This is a genomic window from Enterobacter cloacae complex sp. XAL002, from assembly GCF_049236805.1.
Taxonomy (GTDB): Bacteria; Pseudomonadota; Gammaproteobacteria; order Enterobacterales; family Enterobacteriaceae; genus Enterobacter; species Enterobacter intestinihominis.
On sequence record NZ_JBMKJN010000023.1, the window covers coordinates 24,955 to 40,899 of the forward strand.

The 15,945-nt window shown below is 52.6% G+C and carries 33 protein-coding genes; 15 read left to right on the top strand and 18 right to left on the bottom strand.

Translation table 11 applies throughout. The annotated features are described in order from the left end of the window. Window positions 1-70: 70 nt before the first annotated feature. From ACOT0L_RS18825 to ACOT0L_RS18905, 17 genes are all read right to left on the bottom strand, one after another. On the bottom strand, window positions 71-673 hold the full coding sequence (locus ACOT0L_RS18825; protein WP_063927038.1) for a hypothetical protein: 603 nt from the start codon (window positions 671-673) through the stop codon (window positions 71-73). A 118-nt stretch (window positions 674-791) separates the two neighbouring features. After that, the gene (locus tag ACOT0L_RS18830) at window positions 792-1,481 is read right to left on the bottom strand and encodes a bacteriophage antitermination protein Q (protein ID WP_126504026.1); all 690 of its coding nucleotides are present in this window, start codon (window positions 1,479-1,481) and stop codon (window positions 792-794) included. Window positions 1,482-1,590: 109 nt separating this feature from the next. Next, a complete protein-coding gene (gene rusA, locus ACOT0L_RS18835; protein ID WP_126504030.1) occupies window positions 1,591-1,953 on the bottom strand; it encodes a crossover junction endodeoxyribonuclease RusA in 363 nt (120 codons plus the stop codon). Next, window positions 1,950-2,240, bottom strand: coding sequence for a DUF1364 domain-containing protein (locus ACOT0L_RS18840; RefSeq protein WP_126504032.1), 291 nt, complete (start codon window positions 2,238-2,240; stop codon window positions 1,950-1,952). Before ACOT0L_RS18840 ends, rusA begins: the two co-directional genes overlap by 4 nt. Further along, the gene (locus tag ACOT0L_RS18845) at window positions 2,233-2,403 is read right to left on the bottom strand and encodes a NinE family protein (RefSeq protein ID WP_126504034.1); all 171 of its coding nucleotides are present in this window, start codon (window positions 2,401-2,403) and stop codon (window positions 2,233-2,235) included. Before ACOT0L_RS18845 ends, ACOT0L_RS18840 begins: the two co-directional genes overlap by 8 nt. Then, the gene (locus ACOT0L_RS18850) at window positions 2,403-2,858 is read right to left on the bottom strand and encodes a YbcN family protein (RefSeq protein ID WP_126504036.1); all 456 of its coding nucleotides are present in this window, start codon (window positions 2,856-2,858) and stop codon (window positions 2,403-2,405) included. The genes ACOT0L_RS18845 and ACOT0L_RS18850 overlap by 1 nt, the downstream gene beginning before the upstream one ends. A 190-nt stretch (window positions 2,859-3,048) precedes the next feature. Beyond that, entirely contained in the window at window positions 3,049-3,534 is a 486-nt protein-coding gene (locus ACOT0L_RS18855; RefSeq protein ID WP_126504038.1) for a hypothetical protein, read from the bottom strand. Between the two features lie 30 nt (window positions 3,535-3,564). After that, window positions 3,565-3,822, bottom strand: a complete 258-nt coding sequence (locus ACOT0L_RS18860) for a DNA polymerase III subunit theta (protein WP_126504040.1) — start codon at window positions 3,820-3,822, stop codon at window positions 3,565-3,567. Window positions 3,823-3,855: 33 nt separating this feature from the next. Beyond that, the gene (locus ACOT0L_RS18865) at window positions 3,856-4,062 is read right to left on the bottom strand and encodes a hypothetical protein (protein ID WP_126504042.1); all 207 of its coding nucleotides are present in this window, start codon (window positions 4,060-4,062) and stop codon (window positions 3,856-3,858) included. A gap of 44 nt (window positions 4,063-4,106) precedes the next feature. Beyond that, window positions 4,107-4,439, bottom strand: a complete 333-nt coding sequence (locus tag ACOT0L_RS18870; protein WP_126504044.1) for an ead/Ea22-like family protein — start codon at window positions 4,437-4,439, stop codon at window positions 4,107-4,109. Further along, on the bottom strand, window positions 4,436-4,633 hold the full coding sequence (locus ACOT0L_RS18875; protein WP_001752692.1) for a hypothetical protein: 198 nt from the start codon (window positions 4,631-4,633) through the stop codon (window positions 4,436-4,438). The genes ACOT0L_RS18870 and ACOT0L_RS18875 overlap by 4 nt, the downstream gene beginning before the upstream one ends. Next, complete coding sequence (locus tag ACOT0L_RS18880; protein ID WP_126504046.1) at window positions 4,630-4,974, bottom strand: ArsR/SmtB family transcription factor; 345 nt, start codon at window positions 4,972-4,974, stop codon at window positions 4,630-4,632. The genes ACOT0L_RS18875 and ACOT0L_RS18880 overlap by 4 nt, the downstream gene beginning before the upstream one ends. Next, window positions 4,974-6,407, bottom strand: a complete 1,434-nt coding sequence (locus ACOT0L_RS18885) for a DnaB-like helicase C-terminal domain-containing protein (RefSeq protein WP_126504048.1) — start codon at window positions 6,405-6,407, stop codon at window positions 4,974-4,976. Before ACOT0L_RS18885 ends, ACOT0L_RS18880 begins: the two co-directional genes overlap by 1 nt. Then, window positions 6,397-7,293, bottom strand: coding sequence for a DNA replication protein (locus ACOT0L_RS18890; protein ID WP_126504050.1), 897 nt, complete (start codon window positions 7,291-7,293; stop codon window positions 6,397-6,399). Before ACOT0L_RS18890 ends, ACOT0L_RS18885 begins: the two co-directional genes overlap by 11 nt. Next, window positions 7,286-7,432 carry a hypothetical protein gene (locus ACOT0L_RS18895; protein WP_015571544.1) on the bottom strand — a complete coding sequence of 49 codons (147 nt, stop codon included), beginning with the start codon at window positions 7,430-7,432 and terminating at the stop codon, window positions 7,286-7,288. Before ACOT0L_RS18895 ends, ACOT0L_RS18890 begins: the two co-directional genes overlap by 8 nt. A gap of 83 nt (window positions 7,433-7,515) precedes the next feature. Beyond that, a complete protein-coding gene (locus tag ACOT0L_RS18900; RefSeq protein ID WP_126504052.1) occupies window positions 7,516-8,058 on the bottom strand; it encodes a toxin YdaT domain-containing protein in 543 nt (180 codons plus the stop codon). A gap of 17 nt (window positions 8,059-8,075) precedes the next feature. Further along, window positions 8,076-8,309 carry a hypothetical protein gene (locus ACOT0L_RS18905; RefSeq protein WP_000102594.1) on the bottom strand — a complete coding sequence of 78 codons (234 nt, stop codon included), beginning with the start codon at window positions 8,307-8,309 and terminating at the stop codon, window positions 8,076-8,078. Window positions 8,310-8,350: 41 nt separating this feature from the next. Here ACOT0L_RS18905 and ACOT0L_RS18910 point away from each other — a divergent pair, with 41 nt between their 5' ends. The 4 genes from ACOT0L_RS18910 to ACOT0L_RS18925 all read left to right on the top strand — a co-directional run bounded on the left by ACOT0L_RS18910 (window position 8,351) and on the right by ACOT0L_RS18925 (window position 10,838). Continuing rightward, window positions 8,351-9,103 (top strand): LexA family protein, encoded by a 753-nt coding sequence (locus ACOT0L_RS18910; RefSeq protein ID WP_126504054.1) that lies wholly within the window; start codon window positions 8,351-8,353, stop codon window positions 9,101-9,103. A 1,188-nt stretch (window positions 9,104-10,291) separates the two neighbouring features. Beyond that, entirely contained in the window at window positions 10,292-10,531 is a 240-nt protein-coding gene (locus tag ACOT0L_RS18915; RefSeq protein WP_232936126.1) for a hypothetical protein, read from the top strand. Further along, window positions 10,528-10,686 carry a hypothetical protein gene (locus ACOT0L_RS18920; protein ID WP_185817723.1) on the top strand — a complete coding sequence of 53 codons (159 nt, stop codon included), beginning with the start codon at window positions 10,528-10,530 and terminating at the stop codon, window positions 10,684-10,686. Before ACOT0L_RS18915 ends, ACOT0L_RS18920 begins: the two co-directional genes overlap by 4 nt. Next, window positions 10,683-10,838 carry a host cell division inhibitory peptide Kil gene (locus tag ACOT0L_RS18925; RefSeq protein ID WP_063216521.1) on the top strand — a complete coding sequence of 52 codons (156 nt, stop codon included), beginning with the start codon at window positions 10,683-10,685 and terminating at the stop codon, window positions 10,836-10,838. The genes ACOT0L_RS18920 and ACOT0L_RS18925 overlap by 4 nt, the downstream gene beginning before the upstream one ends. Here ACOT0L_RS18925 and ACOT0L_RS18930 read toward each other — a convergent pair whose 3' ends face one another. Next, window positions 10,839-11,036 carry a hypothetical protein gene (locus tag ACOT0L_RS18930; protein WP_126504055.1) on the bottom strand — a complete coding sequence of 66 codons (198 nt, stop codon included), beginning with the start codon at window positions 11,034-11,036 and terminating at the stop codon, window positions 10,839-10,841. Window positions 11,037-11,159: 123 nt separating this feature from the next. Between ACOT0L_RS18930 and gamL the strand changes: the two genes are divergently transcribed. Genes gamL through ACOT0L_RS18985 form a run of 11 tightly spaced genes read left to right on the top strand, consistent with a single transcriptional unit; the run spans window position 11,160 to window position 15,915 of the window. Further along, on the top strand, window positions 11,160-11,444 hold the full coding sequence (gene gamL, locus ACOT0L_RS18935) for a host nuclease inhibitor GamL (protein WP_126504057.1): 285 nt from the start codon (window positions 11,160-11,162) through the stop codon (window positions 11,442-11,444). An 18-nt stretch (window positions 11,445-11,462) separates the two neighbouring features. Further along, on the top strand, window positions 11,463-12,209 hold the full coding sequence (gene bet, locus ACOT0L_RS18940; protein ID WP_126504059.1) for a phage recombination protein Bet: 747 nt from the start codon (window positions 11,463-11,465) through the stop codon (window positions 12,207-12,209). Further along, window positions 12,206-12,823, top strand: coding sequence for a lambda exonuclease family protein (locus ACOT0L_RS18945; protein ID WP_126504061.1), 618 nt, complete (start codon window positions 12,206-12,208; stop codon window positions 12,821-12,823). The genes bet and ACOT0L_RS18945 overlap by 4 nt, the downstream gene beginning before the upstream one ends. Further along, complete coding sequence (locus ACOT0L_RS18950; protein ID WP_126504063.1) at window positions 12,820-13,248, top strand: regulator; 429 nt, start codon at window positions 12,820-12,822, stop codon at window positions 13,246-13,248. The genes ACOT0L_RS18945 and ACOT0L_RS18950 overlap by 4 nt, the downstream gene beginning before the upstream one ends. Beyond that, window positions 13,245-13,397: a DUF1317 family protein gene (locus ACOT0L_RS18955; RefSeq protein ID WP_006809793.1), complete on the top strand. Its 153-nt coding sequence runs from the start codon at window positions 13,245-13,247 to the stop codon at window positions 13,395-13,397. Before ACOT0L_RS18950 ends, ACOT0L_RS18955 begins: the two co-directional genes overlap by 4 nt. Continuing rightward, window positions 13,394-14,146 (top strand): hypothetical protein, encoded by a 753-nt coding sequence (locus ACOT0L_RS18960; RefSeq protein WP_045418776.1) that lies wholly within the window; start codon window positions 13,394-13,396, stop codon window positions 14,144-14,146. Before ACOT0L_RS18955 ends, ACOT0L_RS18960 begins: the two co-directional genes overlap by 4 nt. A 1-nt stretch (window position 14,147) precedes the next feature. Then, window positions 14,148-14,699 (top strand): phage N-6-adenine-methyltransferase, encoded by a 552-nt coding sequence (locus tag ACOT0L_RS18965; protein WP_126504065.1) that lies wholly within the window; start codon window positions 14,148-14,150, stop codon window positions 14,697-14,699. Next, a complete protein-coding gene (locus ACOT0L_RS18970) occupies window positions 14,696-14,914 on the top strand; it encodes a hypothetical protein (protein WP_094948180.1) in 219 nt (72 codons plus the stop codon). The genes ACOT0L_RS18965 and ACOT0L_RS18970 overlap by 4 nt, the downstream gene beginning before the upstream one ends. Further along, complete coding sequence (locus tag ACOT0L_RS18975; protein WP_126504067.1) at window positions 14,911-15,426, top strand: HNH endonuclease; 516 nt, start codon at window positions 14,911-14,913, stop codon at window positions 15,424-15,426. Before ACOT0L_RS18970 ends, ACOT0L_RS18975 begins: the two co-directional genes overlap by 4 nt. Continuing rightward, on the top strand, window positions 15,410-15,727 hold the full coding sequence (locus tag ACOT0L_RS18980; RefSeq protein WP_126504069.1) for a hypothetical protein: 318 nt from the start codon (window positions 15,410-15,412) through the stop codon (window positions 15,725-15,727). Before ACOT0L_RS18975 ends, ACOT0L_RS18980 begins: the two co-directional genes overlap by 17 nt. Next, window positions 15,724-15,915 (top strand): DUF1382 family protein, encoded by a 192-nt coding sequence (locus ACOT0L_RS18985; protein ID WP_022650956.1) that lies wholly within the window; start codon window positions 15,724-15,726, stop codon window positions 15,913-15,915. The genes ACOT0L_RS18980 and ACOT0L_RS18985 overlap by 4 nt, the downstream gene beginning before the upstream one ends. The last annotated feature ends 30 nt before the right edge of the window (window positions 15,916-15,945 follow it).

A 15,945-nucleotide genomic window follows, 5' to 3' on the forward strand; every position in this document is an offset into this window, starting at 1 on the left:
GCGTGATGAGGGTGATTTCCGGGGCCTGAAATAGAGAAAGGCCCGCTGAGGCGAGCCTATTAATTAGTAATTAAATGTTGAGGGCTTTTTTTGTTATGAGGGAACCTGCTGCAGCCAGAACTTCGTCGCATCTATCATTAAGTTTCTCTCCAAATAAGATATGCAGATCACCTTCTTTAGCGGCTTTCCTAGCCTCTTCAATCACCGATTTTATCTTCAAATAGTCTGGATCAGAGTCCGGGAAGTCTTGAAGAATTAAAAGAGATAACTTAGATGACTGGTAAGTTATATCACGTCCAATATCAAATAATATTTTCCTCAACTCAGCAATACGACGCTCACCGTCAGAGTTATTAGGACAATCTTCTATTTCCTGAACGATATTTGATATATTGATGATGCGAGACACCAAATTGCTAATCGCATCGCGCAACTCATGCGCCCACAAATTAAAATTGCTTATCTCTATTTGGTATCTAAGCGAAATTTGACTATGTTTTATGGCCCGCCATGCAATCCAGGCTGGAATGGCCCCTGCAATTAGTGACCCCAACACCGAATCCCAACCGAAGCCACTTTCTACAATGATTGCGGGCAACTTACTAATACTTATGGCAGTGGATTCGATAATTGAATCGTTAAAGTAATTAAAAGGTATTCCCAGCCAAGACATGATGTTCTCCTTATTTTTGGAGTATCATATCAAAAAACCCCGCCGGAGCGAGGTTAAAAATTTAGTGTTCAATCAAAGCTATGGCAACGATATCAGATTTACATGAAATGTATGCTATTTAATTGACTTTTGCAATACCCTGCTGCGAAAAAGTCGCTTTTTGTTGTGAACGTGTTCTCACAGTACAACGAAGGGAATCTTCATCAAGCCGCTTAAAGATGACACACATATCCCGCCAGTAGTAGGCATAGTTATGGCACCAGTTATCAGGTTTAACGCCGCAGAGAGCCGCCAAGTCCTGGTGCTGATACACATTCTTACCCGCCAGCTCCGCTTTGACGTCCTGCGCCGCAAGCCAGATAAGCTTCTTCAGTCGCTCCATCGTCTTGCCGGCCACCTTCTTCGCGCCCAGTTGCTCCCGGAAATCTGCCCACGCCCACTGAGTGATCGCCACCTGATGCTCAAAGCTAACGTTCTCGCTGTAGTTCCACAACAGCCAAGCTTTCTGGTGGTCTTCCAACGACAGCACAGCCCGGCGCCACGACGCGGTACCGAACTCCACCGGGCTGACCAGCGCGATGGATGATCCCTTAGCGCGTGACTGGCTGCCACTCATCGCCGGGCCGTCGGGGTTAACCTTCCGGCCGGTGACCGGGTTGGTTATTTTCTTCCGCCCCCGGCTGCGCGCCGTCGCGGTGAACTGCGCGTTTTCGGCGAAAGCTACCAGCTGCCCTTTCGTCGCCCCGCTCAGATCTGCGGTCGCCACAATGAGCTGCTGACGTATGTATTCCAGTTGCTGACTGTTCATGCGGCTTCCTTCTGTGGCTGATTGGTTTTGGTCTGGCTGTACTTTGCTACTGGCGGCATGCTGGCGCGCTTAACGCTTTCTGCCTGGTACCGCAGGAAGTCTGTGTGGTTCATTCGGCCTCCAGTTCGGTGATGAACAGTTCAAGCCTGCCGCCTTTGACGATTGGCATCCTCTTCACGCTGTAGTAGTCGACCTGCTGGTCATCGAGCCAGAACCCAGATTTCGTCAGGGCGTCGAACGCGGCCTTTTGCAGATTGTCCAGGTCGCGGCGGCGGCGATCCGGCATATGGCACTCAATGCGGATTTTCACGGGTGTAGCCAGGCCGATATCCAACATTGAGTCTTTGATGATTCTGGCGACACTGTCGCGGTACGCCTGCCCTTCTGCGCTGATGTGCGTGCGCCCGCGGTTATGTCGGTAGTAGCGGTTGTTGCTTGGCGGCCACGGGAGGCTGATGCGGTATTCATTCATGCTTTTACGAGCCCCTCTTTAAGCCAGATGACCTGCGTGCGAGCCATGCCTTCCAGCGCGTACTCCTTTACAAATTCCGCATCGACCAGACGGGTGCGGCGATCAACCTCGTCGTGGCAACTGCTGCATGCGATGGTGGCGATCAGGTCAGGCGGCTTGATTCCGGTCCCGCATAGACCAGCAAGACGTATGTGAGCCAGTACTGAGGTTTCAGGATTGCCGTTGCATACGCCGGGGATCCGCACCTGACATTCGCGGCCGCGTGCCGCTTTGCATAAATTAGCCATGCGCCCTCCGTGCCGCGAGACGCAGCCATTTCTGATCCACCAGGCGGGCGGTGTAGTCTTTCATCGTCGGGATGTCGGACGGATTAACCGCGGGCTTACGCTTGCGGCGCGCCGGAACGCGGAAGATTTCGTTGGTGATGACGCGGGAAAGCGGAGTAGACATCATGCCTCCTGTTTATCGCGCAACTGCTGGTACTCGCAGCTCTGCGGAATAGTCAGGTGGCAGCCGATGTTCATCGCCCAGGCTTCGACTTTGCACAGGAAAATGTACATCTCGCCGGTTTCCAGCTCTGACGTATGGCGGAGGGATTGCACGGTAGTAACTTCGCCGGATACGACGTCTACCCGGTCTTTGCTTTCGTAGCCGAGATAGGTGTGCTTCATCGCGTCTTTGACCCACTCAGGAGTAGCGAAGGTCTTGCCGCGGGCGATGAGGTACTCGCTAATTTCCGTGTACCACATGTGGCTGAGCGCGTTCTGCGACAGGCTGCGCTTCTCGCTCCACGGCTTAACCTGAAGGCGGAAGCATTGCCCGGCATCCAGTAATGGCTGAATCTGCTGGCCGATGGCTGCGAAGTTACCGCGATGGAGTTTGATACCGTCTACTGGCAGAATCATACGGCCTCCTTAACGGAAACCGCAGAATGCAGAATATCGCAGGTGCATTTCTGCATCTGTGACAAAGTGAGGAGTTCAGATTGTGGTCGCATTTAAGTCCCCTTAAATGCGCAGAAGTCACCGGAGTTGTTCAGGCTCCGATGACATGATTATGGCGGGTTGATTTCAGAAAATCAAAAATTGTTATTTTTTATCTCTGTCGCATAGGCGGGTATTTTGGATCCAAAACCAATCCCGCGTTTTCTAGCCGGTTAACTTCTATCTTGCTTCTGTTTTTTCTGTCGAGAGACCTAGCTTCGTCCTTTGAAACAAGAACTAATCGGTAATTCTCATCAATGTACGACAGTAATTCGTCATCAGAGCAATTGGCATTAACCTTATCAATGACGCTTCTGGTCCATTCCCTTATCGGGTGAACGTGCTCTATTCGGACACTTTGACCTTCAGATAAGGCCATAGAAGCCCCTAAAGTACGTTCAGCAATGAGTGACTTTTTAAGGCTATTAATATGTGTGAGGGAATATTTTCGTCTTACGCACAATAACTCCAGCACTCGCTCCACTGAGTGAATGGCCCCACCATTATCGGTAAAACCAAGAGAGTTCAATTCATCACGTAACGCAATACATTTTCTAAGGGCCGAGAGCAAAACATCATCGGTATATTTTGTGTTCATGGCTCGCTCACAAAATCAATGGACATAAAATTATATCTTCGAACTCTTATCAGCCATCTCTACATAACGCGTGTCGCTTACCTTGGGCAACTGCAAGCTGAGCTCGCGGTAATGGTGCAGCCTCTCGAGGAAGTACTCCTGATACTCGTTAGGCTGCTCGCGCATTACCACCTCAGCGATAACAGGCATGTTCAGGCGCTCTTTGTACGCCACGCCGGAGGCAGCAAGGTCAACGTTAACCTTGACGCGCTCTTCTTGCGGCTTTGCTGCTATGTTCCAGTCAGACATTAAAATCCCCTCGATGATTTGAGGGGATTATAGCTACTCTGAAATTTCCTCATAGACCTTTAGTGATCTAAATGCACCTCGGCCACCAAGACCATAAATTCTATCTGCTTCCTTAGTAACTTCTGCGAGAATCTTGCCGAGAATAACAGGCTCAGAATCTCCATCGTCAATATCTACTAATGCAATAAACTCATGTGGATTATCGTCATACTCAAATTCAACATGATACCTTTTCCTCATGCTTTACCCTCTGTCTAAGAAATGCAGATTAAATATAGTTCAGATCAACCGTCACCTCCGGCTGCGGCGGCCGACTCTTCATAGGCGCGTTTGGATGCATTCAGAATGGCTGCCAGCGGCGTATGAGCACCTCCGCCAGTGATTGTGTTGTGAATACCAGCCATTGCCTCACGAAGGTTGCCGTGGCTCGCCTCCAGATCAGCAATCCGCTTCTCTGCGGCTTCCAGCTCATCCAGCAGCGCCAGCACAGTTGCGGGAGTCATTACAGCGATGAATTTCTTATGCGCTTCGATACCTTTCGTGTAACGCTTTATGATTGCCAATTCTTTGGCGTCCACGGCTAATTGACGCAGCGCCTGTTTGTCGATGTTGCTCATTGGGCGGCCTCCTGCATGGCTGGGTCTGCTGGTAAAGTCATGTGCGGCACTTCAATCAGTTCTGCCCGAGCATCAGCCGTGTTCAGCGCCATTAATGCGACGATCCGCTTCTGCTCAGCATCCATTCGTAACGCTACTGTCTTGCCGTTCATATTGAAGAACACCGCAACGTTTTTGATATCTTCGATTTTCATACCCCCACCCTCCCCCAAACCATCAATACCCTTCTCATCGCCGGACTGTTCCGGCACTCCTGGCAGATCACGTTTGTCTCTGTGCGCTGCACCAGCTTCGAATTACCCTTCGGCATGGCAGGTATGATTTCCGGTGCGTACTTCATGCCGTAGCTGGTCAGCCGATACAGCTGCTGGCCGTGCTTGCCTTCGAACTCGATCAGGCCGTCTGCAAACAACGTGCTTAGCGGGCCGGAAATCTTTTTGGTGGTCATGCCGATCATGATGGCAATACGAGCACTGTTCAGGCCCGGGTTATTACGCAGGGCTGCAAGAATCTGCCCACGGATTGTTATGGTCATCAGAACCCCCCTTTCTTTTTCGGCTGCTGCTCACGCCCGCGGCGTTCTGCGGCGGCTGCATGCTGGTCTGTGTCGTAAATTGCCCCGTTGATCTGATTGCAATAAACCGTTCCGGTACTGCCGTGGCGGTTGAGTCGCAGGATTAACTCGGTTTCTCCCGGCGGCACGCTGTCATCGAAAGCACCTTCCCGGTGGATACCAACCCAGTAGTCGCAGTCCTGCTCAATCTGCCCTGTGTCGCGGGAATCGCTCGGCAACGGGCGTTTATTCACACGCTTCTCCAGTTCGCGGTTGAGCTGGGTCAGCAGTACGACGACGCAGCCAAGCTCTTTGGCGAGATTCTTCAGACCTTTGGTGATCATCCCGTAGGCCAGGTCATTACGGTCGGCTTTTTCGGCGGTCATCAGCGTCAGGTAGTCAACCAGAATCATGCCTACGCAGCCTTTCTCGCGCTTAATTCGACGGCATTCGGTAACGATATGCGCCAGTGACAGGCCAGGAGTGTCGTCGATGTACAGCATGTCGATTTCACTCAGTCTCCCGGCCGTGGAGATCGCCTTCTTAAAGTCGCCGTCGTAGTCGCCCTGGTACTGGTCATCGGCGTCATCCGTAGCGGGCATGTAAAAAATGCTCGGGTTAATGCCGGACTTCTGACCAACCAGTTTCTCGAGGATCTGGTCGCCTGGCATTTCCAGACTGAACATCAGCGCAGGCTTTTTCTCACGAACTGCGCAGTTGATCGCCATCTGCCCGTACAGGGTTGTCTTGCCCATCTTTGGCCTTGCGCCAATCACGAACAGAGAGCCTTTAACCAGACCTTTCGGCGCCAGCAGCCGGTCGAGTGACGGGATACCGGTACTCATCCCGCGCTGTTCGCCTGAGGGGTCAAATCGTTTCTCCAGATCCGCTACCCAGTCATCCATAACATCCCCGAACGACCGCAACCCACGGCGACTTCCGGTTTTTGAATGGTCTGCGAGCTGGGTGAAAATCCCCTGAATGGCCTCGTACTTCTGCGTAGCGCTCATGCCGTTGCGGGAATACAGCAGCTCAGTAGCTTCGGTCAGGCGGTTGATACCGTAGCGCTCCATTGCGGCTTCCCGGACTGATGCTGCGTATGCCACGATGTTTGCAGCGCTTGGAGTGTTCTTGGCGATCTCCGCCAGGTAAGCAAAGCCACCTACCTGCTCCGCGAGCCCTTTGCCTTCGAGCGCGTCGAACAATGTCAGACCATCGACTGGCTTGTTGTCGCGGAACATCTGGCGCATCTCGGCAAAGATCAGCTGGTGAGGTCGGCTGTAAAACGACTCAGGCTTGAGCATTGCCAGCACTTTTTGAACACGCTCGCTGTTGTCGTCGTCCAGCAGGAGTCCGCCGATGACGCTCTGCTCTGCTTCGACGTTGTGAGGTACGGTCAGGATTTCAGAGGTCATCACAGGCCCCCTCGCGCGTCTTGGCATACACATCCACGTTCAGGAAGTATTCGAGAGCCTTGCGGCGCCATGTGCGTCCCGTGCGCTGGTCTGGGCGGTTTTCCAGCATCCAGCGGCAGTTGGTGGCGATGTAGCTCAGATAGGATTCCCAGTCACTCAAGGTGAATTTATGGCCATCCAGCTGCTGAGTTACTTTCCCGGCCTTCTGCCAGAACGAGCGAATCAGAGCCCGGCGTTTGTCAGTCAGGATCCTGATGCTCTGCGCTTCAGGCAGTACGCGATGGTAAACCTCGACTACCTGCTCACAGCTGAGAGACGGTTTTTTCTGCTCTGGTTTTTCTGCTGCTGATGCACACTCTCTTACGTTAGTAAGAGAGTTATTTAATATATTGTTATCTGTGGACACTGGCTGGACATCTGCTGGACACACATCCTCCACAGGCATTGGTACGACTGAGTTTTGGGTGGACACTGGCTGGACATCGGCTGGACAAAAATTTGACTGATATTCGTCATATTTGACCACTTTTAGAACAGTAAACCGGTTGTTCGATTTTGTGGTGATCATGCCCAGATTCTGGAATTTACGGAGCAGTGATTTAACGCGATCAGCGGTTAAACCGGTTTCCATTGCCAGTGTGTTGCGCCCGGTAATGAACTCTCCGCGTTCGCAGATCACATCGCCGACATCAGTCGATACCATTGTCTGTTCGTGATTAGCGCGCAGGAGCAGATGAACCCATAAATGAGCCGCCTCAGCGTCCTTGTAGAACGGCACATCCATAATTTTACGGTGCAGCAAGGCAAACCCCTTACCGCCATTCGTACGCGGTTTCTGGAGCCTTCTGGCCTCTCTGGCTTCGGCTAAATTGGATACGTTACCCACGGCCACTCTCCTTACGTTTCAGTTCTTCCAGAATGGCGCGCATCTTCTCTGCCACAATCGGATTAACCGAGCGGATGAAGCGGTCGCGGGTTATGTTTTTATGTACAGCGGTATGGTAATAGCGTGGATTTTTTGCCATTATTCCTCCTGCAACTACTCTCGTTTTTGCACCAGAAAGTCGGTTCTGTTCGCGCAGACCGGCTTTCGCCATTTCTGTAGTTCTCACATAACCCCCAGCATCGATGTAACCATCGTCATCAACGGCCCTACCTGCTCAGGCATGAGGCGGAACAGCGACGCTATACCTTCGCTTACCTCTTTCAGCTTCTGATGCTCTGGAGCGTCCAGCAGCACGGCCTGTTTAGCCTCGGCACACTCTTTCATCGCAGAGGCGATCAGCGACATCGTGTCGTTCTGCGGCGCCAGGCGGTTGCGGTACTCCAGCGGCAATACGGACATGATTGCGGGCGTCAACTGGCGCACGTTCTCGCGGTACTGCTCAGAGTCGAAACGGTTATCCAGAAAGCGGAACAGCTTCTGGCGCGCCCTGCTAATGTCTTCCGGGAAGCTGATGGCGGTCCCGCCCTGCTCCCGGTATTCGTTGATGATCAGCGCCGAAACGACGTCCTGATTGTCCAGCGCCGACGACCATGCCCGGACCGCATCGCGGATCTTTTCGTGGTCTGGCGCCGCCTTAGGTTGAGCGCGGTTTATCACCGCTCCCGGGTGTATTCCGGTATTGTGTTGATACGCAAATGAATGCATTGCTTTCCCTTTCGTGGTTAGGCCGCAGTATCACGCGGCGATGCGAATACCAGGCTTTCTTTTAGGACCGGAGCCTGGCGGTGAAAATTCTTCGTGCCTTTCTCGATAGCAGATGCCATTTCTGGAGATGCCCGGCGATTTCCGTAGGCGATCTGGTCCAGGTAACCTGGCGTCGTGTTAGCCAACTTTGCGAGCTGCGCCCATTCGTCGGTAGTGGCGGCCTTGCGCCAGCGGTGTAGTTCAGTGCTCATTGGTGTCTCCGGGTGAGTCGTTTGATTTGGAGTTTAGCGTTATGCTAAATACTACGCAAGCATCATTTAGCAATTTGCGCATTTATCATTTTGCTAAAAGCAGTAACAATGCAGGTATGGAAAATAAAGAAATCAGAAAAGCCAACCTGGAAGCGCTGTACGAGAAGCGTCAGCACGAGTCTGGAATGACCAAGGCGCAGTTCGCCGAGCTCATCGAGACAAGTCCGGCTGCGCTTAGCCAGCTACTGGGACCACACCCTCACCGCAATATCGGCGATAAGATGGCTCGCAAAATTGAAACTGCGCTTGATCTGCCTTTTGGCTGGATGGATGTTTTACACGCCAGTGAAGAACCTTCGAACGTTGCATTTCGAGGACTGAACGAGACAAAAGGAAGTTATCCTGTTATCAGCTGGGTTAGCGCGGGGCAATGGATGGAAGCTGTAGAACCTTATCACCGAAGAGCGATAGATCGCTGGTATGACACGACTGTTGACTGCTCAGAAGATTCATTCTGGCTGGACGTTAAAGGGGATTCTATGACCTCCCCGGCCGGACTGAGCATACCCGAGGGAGCAGCGATACTTGTTGATCCTGAAGTCGAGCCGCGCAACGGAAAGCTGGTTGTCGCGAAGCTAGAAGGCGATAACGAAGCGACCTTTAAGAAGCTTGTAATCGATGCCGGCAGACGCTTCCTTAAGCCACTTAACCCCGCATATCCAATGCTAGAGGTTAATGGAAACTGCAAAATTATCGGCGTTGTGGTTGATGCCAAAATACTAAACATCCCATAACCTCACGCAAACCCCCTCAAGCCCGCCATCGCGCGGGCTTTTTTACGTCCAAAATCCCTGAGCTGTAAATTTTTAATCGCTTATTAATCAATACGCTAAATAAAACCCACCAAGAATTTAGCATTTTGCTATTGCGCATAATTTAGCATCACGCTAAATTTACCCCATCGAAACGAAACATCGACAGCTGAGCGAAGTTAGCCAGCGGCGAAGTGGAGTTAGAGGACCGCTTAGAGCCGCCACTTGAATTTCAGCAGGTGACGGGGAGTGCGAGGGGTGTAACGGGCAATGGAGAGCCGGTGTGACCAGCTGAAATTTGAATAAAAAAATTAGAGGAGAAACTCAAATGAAGCACTAAAGCGGACAGACCGCACTTCCAAGCCGCAGTAATGATGTGGCCCCGAGTCTCTATGAGAGCCAGACGCAGGTCCGAACTGCGACATACCGCTGGTCAGGGTTAATCGAGGAAAAGAGTATGCCGGTAAAGCAGCGCGAACGCCAGAAGCGCACCGGTTATAAGCGGCGATGAGCGACAAGGTCTCAAGGGCATGAGCGCGGCCACTGCGAGAGTGTGGCGAAGTGCTTTGGGCTGGCAGATGGTTATCAGCTAGTTGGTGAGGTAATGGCTCACCAAGGCGACGACGGCCTTCCCTGCTTCATTGTGGGGAGCCAGCGCCAAAGCATTTCTCCCGCATCAGCGGATAACGACAGAGGGTAAGGCTGTGGGCTCTATATACATAAGCTTCAAAGAAAATCATCGCCTTAGCCTTAAGGTTGATGAGGTTGTTTCCATTATCCCCACATTTCGTACAAAAAAAGAAGCCATCAGTGCTGGCTCAAAATTCGGTTGGTCCTCAGCTTTTTGCATCGAGCGCAGATTCGAAAAGGTATGGGCTGTGGGAACAAAGGATTTTCAGAACGATTATGTTGGAAAGGTTACGTTTGAGGTTTTTCGCCTTCCACTTTTGAAATGGGAAAGGGTAGACGGAATTACGCGATGCCCGGTTCTTTCCATTCGCAGATATCAAGCCGCCTAACCAGCGGCTTTTTTCATACCCAAACGGGTTCAAAGAGCCTGTTTCGTTATGACAACCGGCGGCCATCCACCGCCAATATTGTTTGAATGTTCGCTTGCGCAGAGGTCTTGTATTAACCGTTCCGTTCGCCGCGATAAGGCCAAGAGGATTTATGAGCAACAAAACTGGCGGTCCAGCGTTTCCACAATCAGGCGTATGCACTCCTGAAATTAACTCATGGGATAGCGAAGATTTTGGAGGGCGAGGTTTAACCGTGCGGGACTACTTCGCAGCAAAGGCTTTGGCTGGAATCTGCTCTCACCCTGACACTTGGGGATTAGCTGCGCCTGAAATAGTTAAACAGTCATTTTTAATTGCCGACGCAATGCTTCGCGCCCGGGAGGCATCATGACAGTCACCCACAACGGCAAGCAGTACACAGCCAAAAAGATCAACGAGAACGAGTGGCAACTGACGTCGCTATCGGCACCGCGCGATAAGCTGACTCTGAACCGCTGGCAGATGCATGTTGCTGGCCTCCTGAAACAGGTTGAGGTGAAGGTATGACTATCAATCATCAGTTGCTGCGGCTTGCGCAGCAGAAAGCTCGTGACGCCAAAGCGCAGCGCAATGGCGCCAAATGGATGGAAGCCAACGAAGAGATGAAAAGAGCTGCTGGCATGCCGTGGTATCGCGGACGTCAGGTTTCGACGCAGTAATTACTCCTCATGCCTGATTACCCTGACTATCCTTCGCCGCATATCCTTGTAATTCTGAGAAATATAGTCACCAGTCCTCAGGTTATAGATAGTAACGTCAGTATCGGGAGAATCAGGATGGAATTGCTCCACAAGCCATTCATCATCATCACCTGATATTGCAACCACGTCCCCTTCACTGAAAGCAATAAATTCCATGATCGCAACCTCTTTAATGGTGGAGTCATGAATTTAGCCAATCAGCAATAAATCATCAAATTCACGCGCTTTGGTAGCCAATTTGTACCGGGCTTTGCACATCCAAATTTCAGGAGTTCAGCCATGAACGCATATCTCACTTACGACCGAATCGAAGATCGGCGCTGGGTTGAGCAGCAGCTCGACGACGAGAAAGATAAGTGGATCGACGACCGGGCGCAGCAAATCATCGACATGATGCCGAAAGAGCCGTCCGGCCTCTTCCATTTCACGATCCCGATTGACTCCAGCCCATACGAAGGACTTCGCAGCGATAAAGCTGGCGAAGCCTACAACGATTTCATTTCGGCAGTTGCTTACGCCCAGGCGGAATACGACTGGGAACACCGTACCGGCTGCCCGTTTTAATTTTTGAGGGATTTAACAATGAGTACTGCACTTTCCACCATGGCCGGGAAACTTGCCGCACGCCTCGGCATGGATGCCGGTACAGACCTGATGAATACGCTTAAGAATACAGCGTTCAAAGGTGGCAACGTCACGGACGAGCAGTTTACAGCCCTGTTGATCGTCGCCAACCAGTACGGCCTGAACCCATGGACAAAAGAGATTTATGCCTTCCCAGATAAAGGCGGGATTGTCCCGGTCGTCGGCGTTGATGGATGGGCTCGCATTATCAACGAGCATCCTCAGTTTGACGGCATGGAGTTCTCTTACGACAAGGAGGAAGGCGCGTGCACCTGCAAGATTTACCGCAAAGACCGTAAACACCCGACCATCGTCACCGAGTACATGGGAGAGTGCAAACGCAACACTCAGCCATGGCAGTCCCACCCTACCCGCATGCTTCGCCACAAGACGCTGATCCAGTGCGCGCGTCTGGCCTTTGGTTTCGCTGGCATCTTCGACCAGGACGAGGCAGAGCGAGTAATTGAAGGAACAACGGCAGAGGTTCATGCGGGCCATGAATCAGATAGCCGCCGCCCGGAACTGATCGCAAAAGGTGAGTCCGCCGCGCGCCTTGGAACCGTTAAGTACCAGGAGTTCTGGGTGGCGCTGAGCGCTGAAGAGAAGCAGGTGATCGGCGCAGTTGAGAAGCGACGCATGTATGACATGAGTCTTGCTGTCGACAACGCCGAACCTGTCAATGTCGCAAAGACGGAGGCTGAATGATGGAGCAACGCACCCCTGAATGGTTTGCTGCGCGCTGCGGCAAGGTCACAGCGAGTCGCCTGGCTGATGTCATGGCCCGGACTAAGTCGGGCTACTCCACCAGCCGCCAGAACTACATGGCCGAGCTGATTTGCCAACGGCTGACCGGGAAGCTGGAGGAAGGGTTCTCGAATGCCGCGATGATGCGCGGCACTGAACTTGAGCCAGTGGCGCGCGAAATGTACGCCCTGAATGAGTTCGATGCGGCAATCACTGAAGTTGGGCTCATCGATCACCCAACCATACCCGGATTCGCAGCCAGCCCGGACGGACTTGTCAACGACGACGGGCTTATCGAAATCAAATGCCCCAACACCTGGACCCATCTTGAAACGCTGAAAACTGGCGAGCCAAAGCGCCAGTACATGCTGCAAATGCATGCGCAGATGATGTGCACCGGGCGGAAATGGTGTGATTTCGTTAGTTTCGATGATCGCCTGCCGCCTGACCTCGCCTATTTCAAGAAGCGCATTAATTTCGATGAAGAGCTGGCGCGCGAAATCGAGTCTGAGGTTAAGAGCTTCCTTGCAGATCTGGAATCTGAAATTCAGAAAATCACAGAGCGTGCAGCATGAAACGCACACCCTTTTACCGCCGGCCCGGGCGAACCGGGCAATTCTCCGGCCTCCGTGAGCGCGTTATCTGGATGATTCAGACGCGCGGCCGCCCGGTCACCGGTAGTGAAATCGCTGAGAAGTTTGGCGTAACGCTCATCGAGTTTAACCGGGTAGCCAACGGCATTACCCGCGGCTCAGGGCAGATAGCGCAGATCGTTGAGTCGGAAAAATGGATCAACGACGACGGAATCTGCGACCGGACATTCGACCTGGTCACGAAGCCAAAGGTCGTAACGCCACAAGGTAAATCGCGCCTGCTCACCCGGCGCGCTATAGAGCAGTCACAGGAAGGCCGACGGCAGGAGTGCATTGAACGTGCCGCCCGCCGTAGCCGCCTGATTGCTCAGGGCCTCTACATCGACGAAATGGAGTCCATCCTATGACTCACGCTCACGACGACATCAGGGTTGGCACACTGTGCCTTCCCTTCATTGGTAACGGCTGGCTAATGCCATGGGGTGAAGTGGTCAGCAATCCATTAAAGGCGCAGCGGCTCGCTGAGGAATATCGGGAAAGGCAGGAGGCGGCATGATTCATTTTCACGGCGGCCCTATTACGCCGGACACATGCGCCCTGAAGGCATGGAAAGGCAGGCACGCTTTCATCTCCTTCGCTAACCCCGGCCAATTAGCCCTGGCCAGCGAAGTCACCCAGTCTTTCGCGCTGGATAACGGTGCATTCAGCTTCTGGACGAAAAAGCGCGTTGTTAACTGGAATGACTACTACGCGTTTGTAGGTCGCTGGATGAATCACCCACGCTTTGCTTTTGCTGTTATCCCTGACGTGATCGGCGGGACCAGTGAAGAGAACGACGCGTTAATCGCCGAGTGGCCGCACGGCAAAGTAGTCGGCGCGCCGGTGTGGCACATGAACGAGCCAGATGAACGTTTCTTCCGCCTGTGTCGGGAATTTCCGCGCGTATGCATCGGTAGCATGGGTGAATACGACGCAAAGCGCCCGCGCTCATGTCGGGCAAAGTTACGCGATCTCATCCGTCACGTTGTCGACATAAACGGGTATCCGATAACAAAGCTTCACGGCCTGCGCATGCTGAACGCCGATATATTCCGACACATCCCACTGTCGTCAGCCGACAGTACTAATGTGGCGCGCAATATCGGAATCGACAAAGCGTGGGATAAATCAGCCTACGCGCCGGCAAGCAAAGAAACACGCGCTGCGGTGCTGGTCGAACGCATTGAAGCCTTTAACTCTGCAAGTTCTTTGAATTACGACGCTGAACGCGATCGGTTCACGCCACAACTTGCTTTCGAGGTTTGATATGACCGATTACACCGGCAGCAACACGCCAGCGGATCAGCGCGACCTCTGGCGCACTCCACCAGCCCTCTTCGCTTCCCTTGATGCTGAGTTCTGCTTCCAACTGGATGCCGCCGCGGCGCCTCATAACGCACTGTGCCGGAAGTTCATCACCGCCGAGCAGAATACACTGGAGACTCCCTGGGCTGATTACCTGAATGTACCTGGCTACGTCTGGATGAACCCGCCATACAGCGACATCACACCGTTCGTTAAGAAGGCCGCTACCGAAAGCGCAAATCAGATCGGCACGGTCATGCTGGTTCCGGCAGACACATCGGTTGGCTGGTTTAAGGAGGCTATCCAGACCGCCAGCGAGGTTCGCTTCATCACCGCCGGGCGGCTGGCATTTATCAACCCGGTCACCGGTAAGCCAGTATCGGGAAATAACAAAGGTAGCATGCTAATCATCTGGCGACCGTACCCGCGTACACACTGCCACTTCGCAACTGTGGACCGGGACGAGTTGATGGCTTTCGGGGCGAAACTTCTCGCCCGCCGGGAGGCCGCATGACGCCAGCAAATGAAAACGCCATCCGCGCCGCCTGCCGCCGCTGCACCGAGGAAATCCAGCAGGCCATGCGCAAGAAGCCAAAGCCTAACTGGAACGAAACGGTGCCTCCCATCATCAACAAGCACCACAAGAAAATTGAAGCTCTGGGAGTTAGCCTCCTGGAGTTCGTCGTCAAAACTGGCCGCTTGAACAAAAGGTTTGGAGTTGAGCAATGACCCTTACGCAAAACAGGCTAAAAGAAGTGCTTCGATACGACCCCTTAACAGGGGTTTTTTATTGGCTAAACCCTACCGCCTATTGCATGCATCCAGGTGATGTTGCTGGGTTTGTAGATTACACAGGCTATGCCTACATAAAGGTAGATAGGGTTAAATATTCAGCTCACAGACTGGCGTGGCTTTATGTTCATGGCTCTATGCCGGAAGAACAAATTGACCATGTAAACAACAACAGATCGGATAACAGAATATCAAATCTTAGGCTCGCCTCTCGTTCACAGAACATGATGAATCAGTATGTCAGAAAGGACAGCATTTCAGGGGTAAAGGGGGTTGGGTGGGATAAGAAAATGCAAAGCTGGAGAGCTCGCTGTCAGGTTGGCGGTAAAAGGGTTGTTATAGGCTGGTTTGACTCCGTAGAGGAGGCAGAAGAAAGCCTGAGAGTTTACAGAGAACACTATCACGGTGAATTTGCTAACCACGGAGTTAATCATGACAACAGAATTTAAAGCCCTACCCGTCGAACGCGACCAATACGGCTACTGGACTCACCCGCTTTACGATGAATTTTGCGATGGGCGCGAGTCTATCTCACCTGATGAATTTAACGCCTGGTTGGATAAGAGCGCCCTTGAGTGGAAAGTGGAGTACCGCGATGAGGATGATGTCGATCCCGATGTGGACGGTTATGACATCTCAGCGTGGCAGCCCGAACCCCCAGCCGGTGATGGTTGGTTTGTCGGTTCAATTCACGAAACGGAAGATGGCGCCGTCTGCATCTGGCTGCGAAACGTTGGCGGTGCAGCATGAACAGAGCATCACCAGTTGATTTGAGGAAAAGCCTCGAAATAGCCAACCACCTCGCGCACATCGGGATTCGCTTTGTGCCGATCCCTGTGGCGACCGAGGAAGAATTCCAGACGCTGGCCGCCGAGTTATCGCGACGGCTTGAGCAGATGGCGGTCGAAGCCGAGAAGAATGAAGGCGGTGCAGCATGAAGGCACTAATCACCAGGTCGCTAAAGCGGC

Excerpts from the sequence above, each read along its gene's own strand:
- ACOT0L_RS18825 (WP_063927038.1), bottom strand. The coding sequence starts at position 673 with ATGTCTTGGCTGGGAATACCTTTTAATTACTTTAACGATTCAATTATC.
- ACOT0L_RS18830 (WP_126504026.1), bottom strand. The coding sequence starts at position 1,481 with ATGAACAGTCAGCAACTGGAATACATACGTCAGCAGCTCATTGTGGCG.
- rusA (WP_126504030.1), bottom strand. The coding sequence starts at position 1,953 with ATGAATGAATACCGCATCAGCCTCCCGTGGCCGCCAAGCAACAACCGC.
- ACOT0L_RS18840 (WP_126504032.1), bottom strand. The coding sequence starts at position 2,240 with ATGGCTAATTTATGCAAAGCGGCACGCGGCCGCGAATGTCAGGTGCGG.
- ACOT0L_RS18845 (WP_126504034.1), bottom strand. The coding sequence starts at position 2,403 with ATGTCTACTCCGCTTTCCCGCGTCATCACCAACGAAATCTTCCGCGTT.
- ACOT0L_RS18850 (WP_126504036.1), bottom strand. The coding sequence starts at position 2,858 with ATGATTCTGCCAGTAGACGGTATCAAACTCCATCGCGGTAACTTCGCA.
- ACOT0L_RS18855 (WP_126504038.1), bottom strand. The coding sequence starts at position 3,534 with ATGAACACAAAATATACCGATGATGTTTTGCTCTCGGCCCTTAGAAAA.
- ACOT0L_RS18860 (WP_126504040.1), bottom strand. The coding sequence starts at position 3,822 with ATGTCTGACTGGAACATAGCAGCAAAGCCGCAAGAAGAGCGCGTCAAG.
- ACOT0L_RS18865 (WP_126504042.1), bottom strand. The coding sequence starts at position 4,062 with ATGAGGAAAAGGTATCATGTTGAATTTGAGTATGACGATAATCCACAT.
- ACOT0L_RS18870 (WP_126504044.1), bottom strand. The coding sequence starts at position 4,439 with ATGAGCAACATCGACAAACAGGCGCTGCGTCAATTAGCCGTGGACGCC.
- ACOT0L_RS18875 (WP_001752692.1), bottom strand. The coding sequence starts at position 4,633 with ATGAAAATCGAAGATATCAAAAACGTTGCGGTGTTCTTCAATATGAAC.
- ACOT0L_RS18880 (WP_126504046.1), bottom strand. The coding sequence starts at position 4,974 with ATGACCATAACAATCCGTGGGCAGATTCTTGCAGCCCTGCGTAATAAC.
- ACOT0L_RS18885 (WP_126504048.1), bottom strand. The coding sequence starts at position 6,407 with ATGACCTCTGAAATCCTGACCGTACCTCACAACGTCGAAGCAGAGCAG.
- ACOT0L_RS18895 (WP_015571544.1), bottom strand. The coding sequence starts at position 7,432 with ATGGCAAAAAATCCACGCTATTACCATACCGCTGTACATAAAAACATA.
- ACOT0L_RS18900 (WP_126504052.1), bottom strand. The coding sequence starts at position 8,058 with ATGCATTCATTTGCGTATCAACACAATACCGGAATACACCCGGGAGCG.
- ACOT0L_RS18905 (WP_000102594.1), bottom strand. The coding sequence starts at position 8,309 with ATGAGCACTGAACTACACCGCTGGCGCAAGGCCGCCACTACCGACGAA.
- ACOT0L_RS18910 (WP_126504054.1), top strand. The coding sequence starts at position 8,351 with ATGCTAAATACTACGCAAGCATCATTTAGCAATTTGCGCATTTATCAT.
- ACOT0L_RS18915 (WP_232936126.1), top strand. The coding sequence starts at position 10,292 with ATGAGCAACAAAACTGGCGGTCCAGCGTTTCCACAATCAGGCGTATGC.
- ACOT0L_RS18920 (WP_185817723.1), top strand. The coding sequence starts at position 10,528 with ATGACAGTCACCCACAACGGCAAGCAGTACACAGCCAAAAAGATCAAC.
- ACOT0L_RS18925 (WP_063216521.1), top strand. The coding sequence starts at position 10,683 with ATGACTATCAATCATCAGTTGCTGCGGCTTGCGCAGCAGAAAGCTCGT.
- ACOT0L_RS18930 (WP_126504055.1), bottom strand. The coding sequence starts at position 11,036 with ATGGAATTTATTGCTTTCAGTGAAGGGGACGTGGTTGCAATATCAGGT.
- gamL (WP_126504057.1), top strand. The coding sequence starts at position 11,160 with ATGAACGCATATCTCACTTACGACCGAATCGAAGATCGGCGCTGGGTT.
- bet (WP_126504059.1), top strand. The coding sequence starts at position 11,463 with ATGAGTACTGCACTTTCCACCATGGCCGGGAAACTTGCCGCACGCCTC.
- ACOT0L_RS18945 (WP_126504061.1), top strand. The coding sequence starts at position 12,206 with ATGATGGAGCAACGCACCCCTGAATGGTTTGCTGCGCGCTGCGGCAAG.
- ACOT0L_RS18950 (WP_126504063.1), top strand. The coding sequence starts at position 12,820 with ATGAAACGCACACCCTTTTACCGCCGGCCCGGGCGAACCGGGCAATTC.
- ACOT0L_RS18955 (WP_006809793.1), top strand. The coding sequence starts at position 13,245 with ATGACTCACGCTCACGACGACATCAGGGTTGGCACACTGTGCCTTCCC.
- ACOT0L_RS18960 (WP_045418776.1), top strand. The coding sequence starts at position 13,394 with ATGATTCATTTTCACGGCGGCCCTATTACGCCGGACACATGCGCCCTG.
- ACOT0L_RS18965 (WP_126504065.1), top strand. The coding sequence starts at position 14,148 with ATGACCGATTACACCGGCAGCAACACGCCAGCGGATCAGCGCGACCTC.
- ACOT0L_RS18970 (WP_094948180.1), top strand. The coding sequence starts at position 14,696 with ATGACGCCAGCAAATGAAAACGCCATCCGCGCCGCCTGCCGCCGCTGC.
- ACOT0L_RS18975 (WP_126504067.1), top strand. The coding sequence starts at position 14,911 with ATGACCCTTACGCAAAACAGGCTAAAAGAAGTGCTTCGATACGACCCC.
- ACOT0L_RS18980 (WP_126504069.1), top strand. The coding sequence starts at position 15,410 with ATGACAACAGAATTTAAAGCCCTACCCGTCGAACGCGACCAATACGGC.
- ACOT0L_RS18985 (WP_022650956.1), top strand. The coding sequence starts at position 15,724 with ATGAACAGAGCATCACCAGTTGATTTGAGGAAAAGCCTCGAAATAGCC.